The sequence below is a fragment of the Psychrobacter maritimus genome, from assembly GCF_904846345.1.
GTDB classification, from domain to species: Bacteria; Pseudomonadota; Gammaproteobacteria; order Pseudomonadales; family Moraxellaceae; genus Psychrobacter; species Psychrobacter maritimus.
Genome location: NZ_CAJHAJ010000002.1, coordinates 54,724 through 69,307, shown reverse-complemented (window position 1 = coordinate 69,307; position 14,584 = coordinate 54,724). Strand labels below are relative to the sequence as shown.

Below are 14,584 nucleotides of genomic sequence, written 5' to 3'. Positions count from 1 at the left end.
AAATATGGCTAAGCGCATGAGAAGTAATTGTAGGATGCGCCTTACGCATTAATAAGACAGCACACCCTACAAACCTTCTATATCACGAAAAATTAACGCGCACTCATCTCTGGTACTGGGCGCAATTCTTCACCAGTATATTCCGCACTTGGGCGAATGATACGGTTATTGGCACGTTGCTCAAACACGTGAGCAGCCCAGCCTGTTAGACGCGAGCAAACAAAGATTGGCGTGAACAGTTTGGTTGGAATACCCATAAAGTGATAGGCAGACGCATGGAAGAAATCGGCATTACAGAACAATTTTTTCTCGCGCCACATGACTTCTTCACAGCGAACTGAAACAGGATAAAGCACTTCATCACCAACATCGGCGGCCAGTTTCTCAGCCCAACCTTTGATGACGACGTTACGTGGGTCTGATTCGCTATAGATAGCATGACCAAAGCCCATGATTTTGTCTTTACGCGCCAGCATTGCCATCATCTCAGACTCTGCTTGGTCAGGAGAGGTAAAGCCTTCAATCATATCCATCGCCGCTTCATTGGCGCCGCCATGTAAATGACCGCGTAATGAGCCAATCGCGCCAGTGATACAAGAATGAATGTCAGATAGGGTAGAGGCACACACGCGCGCAGTAAAGGTTGATGCGTTAAACTCATGCTCTGCGTACAATATTAATGAGACGTTCATTACCTTGGTATGCAGCTCGTTTGGTTTTTCACCTTTGAGCAGATGTAAGAAATGACCGCCAATCGTATCGTCGTCGGTTTCAGTTTCGATGCGCACATTGTCATGGGTAAAGCGATACCAGTAATTGATGATTGATGGGAATACCGCCAGCATACGGTCGGTTTTATCGTTCTCTTGTGAGAAGTCAGTTTCCATCTCAAGGTTACCAAGCATCGAGCAACCGGTACGTAATACATCCATCGGATGGGCGTCCGCAGGAATACGCTCAAGCACATCTTTTAATGCTTGTGGTAAACCGCGTAAACCTTTCAATTTAGTCTGATAAGCATCAAGCTCGCTTTGGGTTGGCAAGTTGCCGTATAGAAGCAAGTAGGCCACTTCTTCAAAGATGCATTTGTCAGCCAGCTCTGATACATCATAACCACGATAAGTCAGACCTGAGCCTGATTTACCAACCGTTGATAATGAAGTCTTGCCAGCGACTTGACCACGTAGACCTGCGCCTGAAAGTTCTTTCTGTGCTGCCATGCTTAAATTCCTTTTATAGGTAGCTTTTTTGAGAAAGCGTTAATAAGGGTTTCGGTATTATTAAATAGCCATCAATAAAACTGAATATCAATGATATTGCTAAATTGCTAAGATGTTCACTGATGGCTTATTTGCATGTTTGTTGATTATCTTTACTTATTTACTATCGGCAAATAATTTATCGAGCGTTTGCTCAAACTCATGATAGTTTAAGAAGTCATAAAGCTCCATACGGGTTTGCATGGTATCGACGACTTTTTCTTGCGTGCCATCATCAAGCAGATGCTGATAAACGTTTAATGCCGCTTTGTTCATCGCACGAAACGCTGACAATGGATAAAGTACCATATCAACCCCAACTGCATATAACTGTTCGGTAGTATAAAGGTCGGTTTGACCAAACTCAGTCATATTGGCAAGGACTGGAATATCGAGTACATCGGTAAACTTACGGTACATCTCGATATCCGTCAATGCTTCGGCAAAAATCATGTCAGCACCAGCTTCTTGGAAAGCAACCGCGCGCTCAACCGCTGCATCAAGCCCTTCAACAGATAGGGCGTCTGTACGAGCCATAACCACAAAGTCTTTATCCGTTTTGGCATCAAGCGCCGCTTTTAGGCGATCAACCATCTCAGAGATACTAACGATTTCTTTATTTGGGCGATGACCACAGCGTTTTTGCGCAACTTGGTCTTCGATATGTACCGCTGCAACGCCTGCTTTTTCCATTTTCTTAATGGTTTGGGCGATGTTAAATGCGCCGCCAAAGCCGGTGTCGATATCGACCAATAATGGTGTATCAACCGCATCGGTAATACGGCGTGCATCTTCTAAAACGTTATCAAGGCTGGTCATACCCAAGTCCGGCAGACCAAATGAGGCATTGGCCACGCCAGCACCAGAGAGGTATAACGCTTGATGACCGACTTGGGTTGCCATCATCGCCGTATAGGCGTTAATCGCGCCAGCAATCTGTAGCGGTTGGTTGTTATCGTTTTTTTGTTTCATTGCACTGCGAAAGCGAGCGCCTGCTGATAAAGTCATGTCGTAGTCCTTACGTGGAGGGATAATCTTATTAATATGAGGCAAGGTGTTATTGTTGTGCCTGATTATACCCAATTATCCATGATTACAAAGCGGTGTTTTATATCTTTTTATTAATAATATTTAACATAGTTATTAATTTATTTAAATATATTCAAATTATGAATAGCTATATCCAATTTTTAGAGATTTACTGAGATTACTATTCATATTGCTAAAGTTACAAAATCTTCGCCATACTATTATTTACATTTAGTTACAAATAGCTTGGTTTTTTAATCTACTTATGCCTTTGGCAATAAATAATAAATGAGAGGTCTTATAAATAAAAAGCCCTGATAGCTAAGCTAAAAGGGCTTTTATGATAAAAGGCTTTCTAAGTACTTTTAATCAAAGTTAACCAGAATTAACCAAGGAATCCTGCAAGATTGGCTAGGAACAATAGCGCAAAACCTGCTAAGAATATCAGTCCTGCAATGGATAAGGCATTCATACCGGCTGATATTTTTTGATGACTGCGTACCAGTGAGTAGTTGAGCCAACCAAAGATAGGCGCAGAGACAAACGCCGATATCATGGCAAATTTCAGCATTGAGCCTAATTGTCCGGTAAAGAAGGTGATAATCACCAGTCCGCCACCAATCGCATAAGTGGTCCAAAAAGCGATTTGCTTCTTATTAATCTCGCTTTGACCTTTAATCAAACGCCAGCATTCGGCATTGGCACGGCCATAGCCATCAGCACAAGTAATGGTAGTACCAAACATACACATAAAGGCGACGAACGCGACCAGTAGTCGTGACCATTCACCAATGGTTGCCGTATACATATTTATCAGCTGGTTGATATAAGCGCCACCGACCAATTCAATCTCTTGACCTGAACCATACTGAACAAACACCCCTAACGCTAAGAAAAACAGCGCCAAAATAGCCGAAACCGCATAGCCAACGTTAAAGTCCAATAAGCCTTGGCGATGCGTGGTGTTGTCAGCTTTTCTTTTTGCTGAGGTCCACATCGAGGTAATAGCAGCAAACTCAAGCGGCGCTGGCATCCAGCCCATCAGTGCCACAATGAAGCCTAAAGTTGCAAGATTCCAAGGAGAGGCGGCAACAAAATCCACCGCCATAACCGTTGGCTTGCCCGCGGCAATCACAACCGCTGCTACCGTGGCTGACGTCAGGGCAATCATAATCCACTTAGTCACGCCATCGAGCAGCTTATAATGACCGGCAATCAAAAAGAACCATGAGACCGCAACGATGATTAAAGCTAAGCTCATGGTGGATAGACCAAGAGAGGCGGGTAGCATAAAGCCCAATATCACCGCTGCAATCAAGGATACCGCACCGGTACTAATCACCGCTGATAGGATAGAGAGGAGAAAGTAAATCCAAAGATAGGCTTTTGAGCGTTTGGCATAACCTGCGATTAAACTCTCGCCGGTGTCATAAACATAATCAGTACCGAAGCGAAAAAACGGGTACTTAAACACGTTGGCCAGAATAATCATAATCGCCAGCTGCCAGCCATAAAGTGCACCAGCCTGTGTCGATGAAATCAGATGCGAGCCACCGATAGCAGCGGTCGCCATTAAGATACCGGGTCCAAAAATCCGCCAGCTAAATCCTTCTTGCTGCGCGGTCACGGTAGCGCCATCGTCCGTGGCGCTCGGGTTGTTGAGTGGTTGTGTGGTCATGAATACCTCGAAATGGTTAAAACGGCAAATTATCACTTACCTGTGTCAGCTTGCCAATGATCATGAGAGAAACGATTTATCAGATAGCTAAATATAAAACGATTCGTCTTGTCTCGACTTTAGCATAATGCTGCTAGACAGGATAATTATTATTACTAATAGTTGGCATGCCCATTCTCGATAGTTAGCATAATAAGTTATGAATATCAAGGGTTTTGAGCAGGTATTTTTTGCCGGTTCTTTATAACACAATACGCCGCCGATATCTGCCATTTGGCGCTATTTAGAGCGCTTTCATGCGCTTTAACGCTGTAAGGTAAAGCTTTGCTTACGATAAGTGATACCGCGGCGCTCATATACCTGATAAATCGCGCTCAGTAGGTCAGGGATTTTAGGGTGGACAAAGTCTTTGAGGGTATGCAGGTAAATAGGAGAGGTGGCGTTTTCATGCAGCAGGCGTCGATAGACGATCTGCTCAGTACGCACCGTTTTTAAGCTGGCAGGTACCAAGGTAATACCTTCGCCCGCGGCAACCAAGCCGAGCGCCACTTGTAAATCACTGACGGTGGTGGTCATAAATGGCGAGATGCCATATTGGGCAAACAGATGTAGCAAGGGTTCGGTCACCGGTTCAAGAGAAGGCTGCTCGTTAGATGACTGTTTATGTCGGCTGCTGCTTTTATCAGTAGCAGCGATATGGTTAGTGGAGTTGCTAATAGGCGTATTAATAGGTTGGGTGGTCGTTGATATAGGCAGGTGGGTTTGATGGTATAAAATCAAACGGTTATTTGCCAAATCAATCAGACGTTGCTCATCAATATGAGCGAGCGCATGCGCTTTAGAAAGCGCCACCATATAACGCTCATGACGCAATAATATCTGCTGAATCCATGGGTCTTGATGGGCAAAGCGCCCAAAACCTATGTCAATCTCACCAGTTTTTAAGGCTTCGATTTGCTGATAGGAGCTGATATCCTTGAGATTGACCTCAATATCAGGATTGGACTGTTTTAGCTTAGCGATGACTTCGGGTAATAATCCATATAGCACCGATGGCACAAAGCCAATATTTAAAGCAGTACTTGGCGCCGATAAGCGTTGGGTCATGCTAGTAACTGTATCAATTTCTGTCAGTATTGCGCTGATTTTATCGTAAAAGAAGACACCCGCTTCTGTCAGATGTAGCGGTCTATGATAACGGTCAACCAACTCCACCCCCATATCGGTCTCAAGCTGCTTGAGCAACCGGCTGAGCGTCGGCTGTGACAACCCTGTTTTGGTGGCAGCGGCGCTAAAGCTTCTTAAGTCCGCGATAGCAATAAAAGCATTGAGCTGTTTTAAATCCATATTGTGATGCCCATCTGTCTATGACGCTTATTTAACCGGATATGTTGGCTATTTTATATAAATAGGAGGAACAAGCGTAAAATTATACTTGAAGGAGAGCAGGCGACCCACTATATTGTGTGGTAACGATAGTGTTACAATTTAGCAAACAATTGATGTAAATTAGCCATACCAACAAAACCTGCAAACAAGCTGTATTTACCCTCATTCTAGCAATTTTCTATTTTTCGTGGCATTAACTGTTCTGGTATCACTTCATGAGCGATAAAAAAAGCAACCAAAGTGCGGATTTAGAGGCCAATTTAGCGAAAATTGCTAATGCTAAGCCACGAAGACGTTCGCGTAAAGACAATATTTATGAGCGCTTTATCACGCGTGTCGAAAATGTAGACAGCAGCGATAATAATACCAATCGCGAACAAGCGAATGTCAACGACAGCAAGCTTGCGCCATTAAAACCGCTAAAAAATGCCGATAAGCTGTCATCATATGAGCCTTTGAGCGCCGCAGAGCTGGAATTATTTGCTAGCCAGCAAGATGAGTTACAACAACAGAGCAGTCTACAGGGAACGAATGCCTCAAGCACGGGTGTTAATTTAGACTTTTCCGATGAAAATGAGAGTTTGGGTAAAAGTCGTGCAGCAATAGCTGATATAAATGACTCATCAAATACTGAAGCAGATGACGACTATGCAGACGAGGCTAATAACCCTACTGCCAGAGAAACATCTTCATTTTCTAGTACAGCGCCTTTAGATGATGCAAATCGCATTTCTGAAAGCTATGAGAAAAATGAAAGTATTGATATTAAAAGTCTTGATATCAACGATATAGCCACACAAAGCTCGACTATATTAATCTCAGCAAAAGATAAGAAGCTGGCAAGTAGCAAAAAACCGCTTATCATCGGGATGGTAGTTGGCTCATTATTGATTGCAGCGGTCGTATTGACGCTTATCTTTACCGGCTTCTTATCAACCAACACATCGACTGAGCTGGCGCTACCTGCTAATGCTGGCACGCCTAAAAGCAATAATGACAGCAGTGGCAATAAGGTAGCTACAGCAAGTAATACGCCTGATACTGGTAATCAGTCGACCGTAGATACTCAAACCAGTGTACCAAGCATTGGCAATAAAGACCTTGATAATAAAAACACTGCCAAGAATAAACAAGGTGCCAATGGTCAATCTACAGCGGCCACGACCAATAATTCAGAAAATGAATCGGCATCTGAGCCAGCTATTACATACGAGGATTTTAGAGAAGAGTCACAAAGTACGTTATTTCGTGAGACCAACGATTAAGATGACTTAATATGCTAAAAAGGCATTAAATCTGTGCTTTTATACCGTTTATCCGCTAATCCTAGCGCTCATACCAAAAACCGTTGCATCGTATCATAGGTTACGTATCATCATATAAAGACGCGGATATATACCGCTAATCACATATATGGATACGGTACTGACTTATGAGCCCCTCAAGTAATGACATAAATCCTGATATCGCTACAAAGCTGCCTAGCAATAGCCTTAACAGTGATGATGTTATCTTGAATATCGAGGGTCGAAAGCGTATGCGTCGGCCCTATGAGCGCTACATGCAGCAGCAAGCCATGCAACAATCGTTAGAAAATACTGCAGCTGATGTGACTATGGTACATAAGCTACATAAGCAGAGAGAGAACCATCAATCCTCAGATATCATTCATTCTAACGAAACGGTCACCTCTCACCAATCAACTTCTCCATTTTGTGCTGACACAGCTAAACCTACAAAGAAACCTAGAAAGAGTAGCTCGCTTAATCATGCCAAGTTTCTCAGTGTCATGGCTATCTTTTGCGCTGTCTTCTTGCTTGCCGTATTTGCCTTCAATTACTTACTCTCAAAAAATTCTCAGGTACCACTAGGAGTTAACAGCGCGTCAGTTGCTAAGCAAATGAATGCAGACTTAGTAACCGACCCTAATTCTATTCCTACTTTCATTGCACCACGAGATGAGACAAAAAGTGAAAAGCAAAATGGTAATGAGCAAATCAATACTATGAATGCCATAAATGCTATAAAAGTTAAAACAACGCTTAGTGAGCATGATTTTAGACAAGAGGCGCAGAATACCTTATTCCGTGACTCAGAAAAACAGGCCAGCCAGAAGCCTGATATTGCGACTCAGCCAGAAATCAACCCACAGGATTTTAAAGCAGAAGCTAAGAGTATCTTGTATCGGGATGATACTAAAGCAGATAAATAATCTGAGACGGTCTTAATTTCAACGCCTATCTCAGATTATTGGCTAAAACAGACGTGAGTCATATGGCATAAGATATGGCGTTGGTCTAAATTCTCAATAAGACAAGTTCAAGATTGGCTAATCCTATAACTATAAATTTCGTAATTGCTCAATTAACCAGCGATGTATACCACTGTCACTGGTACGTGGATGCCATGCTGCGATTACCTTAAAGGTAGGCGGCAATGCTTCGATTTCAATCTCTTTGACTTTATTATTTGGTAATAGTCGCGCAGGGTAAAAGGCTATCATGTCGGTGGTGTGTAGGATATCTGGCACGGCTGAAAAGCTAGGAACTGACATCACAATATGGCGTTTAAGCCCTTTTTCTGCAAACCATTGATCATGCGATCCGCGCAAATTGGCCCGCGAAGGCGATACCACCAGCTGCGGGTGTGCGGCAACTTGCGCCAGTGTGAATATCTCTGTTGCAAAGGTGTTTTTATAACCCGTCACACATAAATGCTGTTCTTCAAATAGCGTCACATACGATAAATTATCAGGGATAAACTCTGGAAAAGTAATCAGCAAATCAAGTTCACCTGCCGCAATAAGCTGATTGATATTGTCTGAGGCAAAATCTCTCACTATCAGCTTTAAATGAGGCGCTTCACGGCGTGTGATACTAAACAACTGCGGCAATAATGCCTGCGTCGCATAGTCGGTTGCACTAATCGTAAAGACGCCTTTGTAGGTTTGCGGCGTAAACACTTCTGGCTCTAACAATACTTCCAACTGTTTTAATATCTCGTCAATCGGTTGCCGCATCGCTAGTGCTTTTGGTGTTGCCACCATGCTATTGCCTTGACGAATAAACAAACGATCATCAAACAAATCCCGTAGCTTACGCAACTGCTCACTAATCGCTTGTTGCGTCAGTCCCATTTTGCGCGCAACTTGCGAGAGATTTTTTAGATCAAGTAGTGCCTGCAATACTCTAAGCTGCTTGATATCTAGCCGATTCATACCATTCATAACACTTACCATTAATAGTTGTACCCTAAACAAGAAAGGCTTGTTTCTAATTGTACCTATAAAACTCTATGCTAACCAACATTACTTAAGCAGCCCATTAAACCTAAAAATAGATTCAGTGGCTCAAAAAATACGCCTATCCGTTTGCTTTAAAAGAGAGTGTTATGAAACAAGCTATGCTAAATGTGCCAAAAATGAAAAATACCAGTGCGTTATTTTCATCTGTACAACTTGGACCTTATACCCTTAAAAACCGTATCGTGATGCCGCCTTTGACGCGCTCTCGTAGCACGCAACCTGACAATATCCCTAATGATTTAATGGCAAGCTATTATGCACAGCGCGCCTCAGCAGGTTTTATGGTAACTGAAGGTACACAGATTGAGCCACGAGGCCAAGGTTATGCATGGACGCCGGGTATTCATTCACCAGCGCAAATTGAAGGCTGGAAAAAAGTCACGCAGGCAGTACACGCTAAAGGCAGTATTATTTTTGCGCAGCTTTGGCACGTTGGCCGCGTGTCTCACACCAGCTTACAACCCAATCAAGCGCAGCCTATCGCTCCATCTGCCATTACTGCCACTAACGTCAAAGTATTTATTGAGACAGGTCCAGGCGAGGGTGCTTTAGCCGACCCAAGTGAGCCACGGGCACTGAGCACAGAAGAAGTTGGTGAATTGGTCGCTATGTATGCACAAGCCGCGCGCAACGCACTAGAAGCAGGTTTTGATGGGGTAGAGCTACACTGTGCCAATGGCTATTTGGTAAATCAGTTTATCTCTGAGCATAGCAATACACGTGATGATCAATATGGTGGTTCGTTGACCAATCGTCTGCGTTTTTTAAAAGAAGTGGTCGCTGCCGTCAGTGAGGTGGTTGGTGCTGATCGTTTAGGCGTACGTTTTGCGCCTTTATTTGCCAGCACGGATGAGACTCGTGTGTATCTAGGCTTAGTAGAAGCAGATCCTCATCATACCTATATTGAAGCGATTAAGGTGCTTGAACAGGCGGGTATTGCTTACTTATCTATTGCAGAGGCTGATTGGGATAATGCGCCTGATTTGCCAGAGCCTTTTTACCAAGCCGTCAGAGCTGAGTTTTCAGGGCGTATTATTTATGCGGGCAAGTATACTGTGCAGAAGTCGGTCGATATATTATCTAAAGGTTATGGGGATTTATTTGCTTTTGGTCGTCCTTTTATTGCTAATCCCGATTTACCTGAACGCATAGCCAATCATTGGCCACTCAATGAGGCAGATCCTGCCACGATGTATGGTGGCACTGCCATTGGCTATAGTGATTATCCTCGCTATCAAGAATAGTCAAAAAAGTAGTGCATAAAACAAGGTCGATCACGGCCTTGTTTTCACCGCAGCAAGCGATGGGTATAAGCAGTGCGATGACGCTGCAAAAATGCATATAATTTTAAAGATATTCTATTTGTCAGTATTTATCAGTTGGTAGACGCAATGAATAAAAGTTTGAAAGACAGACTGATACGCATATTAGTAGGATATGTCGGACTTTATCCGACGCTCTTAATCGTATTAACGTTATTAAAGCCTGCGACTCATGGTTTAAGTCTGCCAGTGGTGGTATTGATTGAAACCATAATACTCGTGCCGTTGACGCAGATGGTGTCATTCCCACTAGCAGGCTGGCTCATTGAGCGTTTAAGAAGGTAGCAGTTGTTGCTCTTTGCCTAGTTTGGATATGGGTTTTTAATATTATTGATTGAGATGATAAATGATTGATGGAAGGGGTTGGTTTATAAATCAGATAAATAAGTTATCTAGATTTCAGCTGGGTATTAATAACGCAATAAAATAATCTAAAACCCTTGCTATCATTAACGTTAAAACAGTCTATTTAACATAATATACATTATGCGAAAACAAACCAACGGTCTTAAGGGTAAAGCAAATAATATTTTAGACACTGCATTTTAGACACTGCGATTTTCGAATACTTCCATTGATTTATATTTGTACTTATTCAAAAATATTTTTATCGGCATTTAAAATTAATATCAGTCTCGGCACACAATCAATATTTCAGATTTCAGTTAACGACAAGCGTTTTGCAAATGCTCTCGTAAAGATGAACCGTCCTCATCTAAGATAACGTCTGCCACTTGGCAGGTAGAATCATCACAGGACAATTCATAATACACATCATTGCCTTGCGCCAAGCTGACTTGAACCAATCCTTGCGTGGTCACTGAAAACTTTTTCTCTTGCCCATAGTCAGGATCTTGGGAGCTCCACAGCACGTCATAACCAATATGACATGAGGTTTGCTCTCTAGCAAAGTAGTCTTGCTCAAGCCGCATGGCCGCCTGTAGCTCTTGGTTGCCATATTGTTGTAATACCACCGGATAATCTTGACCCTGATTATTCACATCTTGCTGGTACATATCAGCGATGGTCGTGACTTTCATGGCGAAAGCCGTCTGCAAGGCCTCTGTTAGATTGGCGGTCGCAGAAATAGCAGAAAACCCTAGGAATAGCATCATTATAGAAAATAGTGTCTTCTGCATGGCGTCCTCCATCTGCTATCACATATTTAGTAGTATATTCATTAAAACACATATAAACTACCACTTTACTGCACAATTGTGTTGGTAAGGTTTATCGGACAAAAACCTTGTTTACACAGCACCATTATTAACTTTGAGCAGTTATGAGTACTATTGATGAGTAAAACCTCATTTAACTCAGTACTTATTTAGGTCTCAGGTCCAATGCCGCTATTATAATTTTAATAAGCTACGATAAGGATATTCTTATGATGCCGTCATCTCGTTTTAATATTTTTCAGTCAGGTTTTTATAAATTAACGACTGCTGCATGCTTTGTCTCCCTACTTGTTGCGACTGGCTGCTCATCTTCTGCTGAATCCAATGTCAAAATACCCAATCAGCAAAATGGTAATACCTCAGCGCCTATCGTTTCTGATGCCAGCCAGCAAACACTTAGACAGCAAGCTTTGCGTATTCAGCGTGCCCTAGCGAATGACGACTTTGCGCGCATCACCAATGATATCCATCCGACGCGCGGCGTGCGTTTTTCAATGTATGCCTACGTGCGCCCTGAGACCGATAAAGTCTTTAGCCGTGAACAATTCGCCCAATACTTACAACAAGCCAAAATCCGTTTTACTTGGGGTGATTTAGATGGCTCTGGCGACACATTGGTGATTCCGCTACCAGAATACTTAGATACGTGGGTCGCTGGTGAGAAATATAACAATGCCAGTATCAGCGTTAATGAGTTTAAGCATAACGGCAGTATGATCAATAACTTAAAAGAGATTTACCCCAATTCGGAGTTTGTTGAGTTTTATCATAAAGGCTCAGAGCAATACTCTGGTATGGACTGGCGTATCCTACGCTTAGTGTTTGAAGAGTACCAAGGCAAACGTTATCTGGTCGCTATCGTCAATGAACAATGGACGGTTTAAATAACCTTTACCTGTAAAAACAAATGCTTACAGTCATAAAAATCAATAAAGGGCAGTGTTATTAAATCAATACACTGCCCTTTTTATGGTTTTTTTAAGCTATTAAACGGATAATTAAGAAATTAGCGACTGAAAAATCCGTAAAAACACTTATAAACTGAGTAAACATTGATGATTTTTATAGGTCATATAGAAGGTAGTAGCAGTACCCTTATCCTCTTTGCTTTCATATACTGGATAATCATACGCTTCCTCAAAAACGCCCTTATAACTATCTAGTTTATCCATACCTTTTGTAGTTAAATCTGCTTTGTTGTTTATATTCATTAAATGATAAATGTCACTATAATCAACCCCTTTTTGTCTCATCTGCATAATATTGAAAGCAAAAGCTGACTGAATTGAACAAAACTCTTCATTATCAGATATATTTTGGACTTTATCGAGGGTTGAATCTATATATACTCCTAATTCTTGCAGCTCTTTAGGATATTGTGAGGGAGTATTGATAGCATAGGCCGGATGCGTTATCAGCAAAGCATAAATTAAAATTAGCAATTTTTTCATGAAATTCATATTCTCGTAAGTATGGTTTTTTCTAATCTCTTTTACCAAGACACCTTTCATTCATAGCGGCGTTTGGCGAAAAAATTTCACCATTATCTCGTAAATATCAGGGTAAGCGTCGACCAGCTTTTGCGGCGTTTCAAAGAACACTTCGCTGAGCACCGCAAAAAACTCCGCAGGATTGGTCGCGCCATAACGGTCGAGACCTGATTTATGATGGCTTTGAAAATCCTCAAAATCTCGCGTCATAATTTCAGTCCAGCGCGCAGGATCCATATCCGGTTGCAGCGGCGGAAAGCCATTAGCACGACCATTTAGCATATCAAGTTTATGCACAAACTCATGAATGACAACATTGTGACCATCGCGCTCGCCTGAGTGTTTAGCATCCTTCCATGACAGAATAACAGGACCGCGCAGCCACGCTTCGCCGCTACGGTGCTGACTGCCCTCATGGACAACCCCCAACTCATCCACGGTGGTGGTTTCGCTTTTGTAAGAACCCGGATAAATAATAATGGCCGACCAGCCAGCGTACCACTCAAGGCTTAGGTTTAAGATAGGCAGGCAAGCTTGTAAGGCGATAGATTGCTTGACCGCATCGGTAATCTCAAAACCCTGCGCGCCAGTAATTGACTTATCCGCCAAAAACAACGTCGCCAGCTCAAACAAGCGTGTTAGCTCATCCTCGTTTAGCCTCTCAAGTATCACAATACGCTTGGCAGCTTGCAGCCAGTCAGCATGGGTAAACTCGCTGTTGTCCAAGATACGCTGCTCGCGCCAGTCTTTTATCATGCTAAACATATTGAATTTCCTTTAATTTCGTCTTTAGACTGTACTTTTTATTATTGGCGTTATGTGTTTTAAGGGGTTAAGTGATGCTGACAATAAGCCTATTTATCAAGATTCTAACGACAACATATTCATAATTAATTTAATTAAGGTTTCTTTTTGGTTGGGGTCAGATTCAGCGACCAATAACGTTAATGCGGCAAGGCCTGTGTTATTAATAACCATGTCACCTTTATCATTGAGCAGTCGATTATTACGATGCAGAAAATCTACAAACAAAAAAGCGCCGCTGCGTTTATTGCCATCGGTAAAAGGATGGTTTTTGACCATAAAGTACAGCAGATGCGCCGCTTTACTCTCGATAGTCGGGTATGCAGGCTCGCCAAACACCGTCTGCTCTAAATTACCCAGTACACTATCCAAACCATCACCGCGAGGCTTAGCAAATAGTTCAGTCGCCTCGCCCCTTGCTATCAGCTGCGCTTTTAAATCCGTCAGCGCTGCCATTGCCTCAGTCGGACTGGGTAAGATACCACCATCTTGCCCTGCAGGATTATCAAGTAAACCTTCATCATAGCGCTGTAACCATAAGAATGTCTGTGTATAACGGCTGATAATCTCAACCAAGCCGCGACCTTCATCGGTTTTCAGCTCGGGACTTTGCGCGGTTTTTCTAATTAAGTTTAACGCTTGTTGTAGATCGCTCGAGTTTTTATCAAAGCGCTCTTGATTGAGTGTATAGCCTTGAACCAAGTATTCACGTAGGCGCTGGGTTGCCCAGCGTCTAAACTGCACACCTTGGGGAGATTTGATGCGATAACCCACTGAGATAACCACATCTAAGTCATAAAACGTCACAGGGCGATCAGAATTTGCAATATGCATTTTTTGCATATTGCTTTTTTCAGCAATTTCTTCATCGTTTATAGCATTGGCAATATGACGCGAAATCACTGACTGGTCACGACCAAACAACTCGGTCATTTGTGCTTGCGTGAGCCAGACAGTCTCTTGCTCGAAGCGAACGTCTACCTGCGCCTCTCCATCAGCGCTTTCATAAATCTCTACTTTTGCTGTCTTATCATTCGTCGCATCAGTCATCTTGGTTTTTCCTTAACTTAATATACGCGCTTATGCTCAATTCATAAATCATACAGCGACTGCATAACAGAGTACATAACA

General features: G+C 42.6%; 14 protein-coding genes. 5 read left to right on the top strand and 9 right to left on the bottom strand.

The genetic code is table 11. The features are described from left to right. Positions 1 to 92 precede the first annotated feature (92 nt). The 4 genes from prpC to JMX50_RS03140 all read right to left on the bottom strand — a co-directional run bounded on the left by prpC (position 93) and on the right by JMX50_RS03140 (position 5,313). Positions 93 to 1,220: a 2-methylcitrate synthase gene (prpC, locus tag JMX50_RS03155; protein WP_193031173.1), complete on the bottom strand. Its 1,128-nt coding sequence runs from the start codon at positions 1,218 to 1,220 to the stop codon at positions 93 to 95. A gap of 156 nt (positions 1,221 to 1,376) precedes the next feature. Further along, positions 1,377 to 2,267 carry a methylisocitrate lyase gene (prpB, locus tag JMX50_RS03150; protein WP_201541503.1) on the bottom strand — a complete coding sequence of 297 codons (891 nt, stop codon included), beginning with the start codon at positions 2,265 to 2,267 and terminating at the stop codon, positions 1,377 to 1,379. A gap of 406 nt (positions 2,268 to 2,673) precedes the next feature. Then, positions 2,674 to 3,966 (bottom strand): NRAMP family divalent metal transporter, encoded by a 1,293-nt coding sequence (locus JMX50_RS03145; protein WP_193031177.1) that lies wholly within the window; start codon positions 3,964 to 3,966, stop codon positions 2,674 to 2,676. Between the two features lie 303 nt (positions 3,967 to 4,269). After that, positions 4,270 to 5,313 carry a LysR family transcriptional regulator gene (locus JMX50_RS03140; protein ID WP_201628394.1) on the bottom strand — a complete coding sequence of 348 codons (1,044 nt, stop codon included), beginning with the start codon at positions 5,311 to 5,313 and terminating at the stop codon, positions 4,270 to 4,272. 257 nt (positions 5,314 to 5,570) lie between these two features. Here JMX50_RS03140 and JMX50_RS03135 point away from each other — a divergent pair, with 257 nt between their 5' ends. Then, the gene (locus tag JMX50_RS03135) at positions 5,571 to 6,620 is read left to right on the top strand and encodes a hypothetical protein (protein ID WP_201628393.1); all 1,050 of its coding nucleotides are present in this window, start codon (positions 5,571 to 5,573) and stop codon (positions 6,618 to 6,620) included. 167 nt (positions 6,621 to 6,787) lie between these two features. After that, complete coding sequence (locus JMX50_RS03130; RefSeq protein WP_201628392.1) at positions 6,788 to 7,567, top strand: hypothetical protein; 780 nt, start codon at positions 6,788 to 6,790, stop codon at positions 7,565 to 7,567. A 129-nt stretch (positions 7,568 to 7,696) separates the two neighbouring features. Here the strand turns inward: JMX50_RS03130 and JMX50_RS03125 are convergent, their stop codons facing one another. Further along, positions 7,697 to 8,581, bottom strand: a complete 885-nt coding sequence (locus JMX50_RS03125; RefSeq protein ID WP_193031186.1) for a LysR family transcriptional regulator — start codon at positions 8,579 to 8,581, stop codon at positions 7,697 to 7,699. Between the two features lie 194 nt (positions 8,582 to 8,775). Between JMX50_RS03125 and JMX50_RS03120 the strand changes: the two genes are divergently transcribed. Both JMX50_RS03120 and JMX50_RS03115 read left to right on the top strand, forming a co-directional pair. Beyond that, on the top strand, positions 8,776 to 9,903 hold the full coding sequence (locus tag JMX50_RS03120; protein WP_191690031.1) for an alkene reductase: 1,128 nt from the start codon (positions 8,776 to 8,778) through the stop codon (positions 9,901 to 9,903). A gap of 147 nt (positions 9,904 to 10,050) precedes the next feature. Beyond that, positions 10,051 to 10,266, top strand: coding sequence for a hypothetical protein (locus tag JMX50_RS03115; protein ID WP_201628391.1), 216 nt, complete (start codon positions 10,051 to 10,053; stop codon positions 10,264 to 10,266). 380 nt (positions 10,267 to 10,646) lie between these two features. Here the strand turns inward: JMX50_RS03115 and JMX50_RS03110 are convergent, their stop codons facing one another. Further along, on the bottom strand, positions 10,647 to 11,120 hold the full coding sequence (locus JMX50_RS03110; protein ID WP_201628390.1) for a hypothetical protein: 474 nt from the start codon (positions 11,118 to 11,120) through the stop codon (positions 10,647 to 10,649). A 248-nt stretch (positions 11,121 to 11,368) separates the two neighbouring features. Here JMX50_RS03110 and JMX50_RS03105 point away from each other — a divergent pair, with 248 nt between their 5' ends. Next, positions 11,369 to 12,043: a hypothetical protein gene (locus JMX50_RS03105; protein ID WP_201628389.1), complete on the top strand. Its 675-nt coding sequence runs from the start codon at positions 11,369 to 11,371 to the stop codon at positions 12,041 to 12,043. 150 nt (positions 12,044 to 12,193) lie between these two features. Here JMX50_RS03105 and JMX50_RS03100 read toward each other — a convergent pair whose 3' ends face one another. From JMX50_RS03100 to rhuM, 3 genes are all read right to left on the bottom strand, one after another. Continuing rightward, entirely contained in the window at positions 12,194 to 12,610 is a 417-nt protein-coding gene (locus JMX50_RS03100; RefSeq protein WP_201628388.1) for a hypothetical protein, read from the bottom strand. A 60-nt stretch (positions 12,611 to 12,670) separates the two neighbouring features. Beyond that, positions 12,671 to 13,414: a zinc-dependent peptidase gene (locus tag JMX50_RS03095; RefSeq protein WP_201628387.1), complete on the bottom strand. Its 744-nt coding sequence runs from the start codon at positions 13,412 to 13,414 to the stop codon at positions 12,671 to 12,673. 96 nt (positions 13,415 to 13,510) lie between these two features. Continuing rightward, positions 13,511 to 14,503 (bottom strand): RhuM family protein, encoded by a 993-nt coding sequence (gene rhuM / locus JMX50_RS03090; protein ID WP_201628386.1) that lies wholly within the window; start codon positions 14,501 to 14,503, stop codon positions 13,511 to 13,513. Positions 14,504 to 14,584 lie beyond the last annotated feature (81 nt).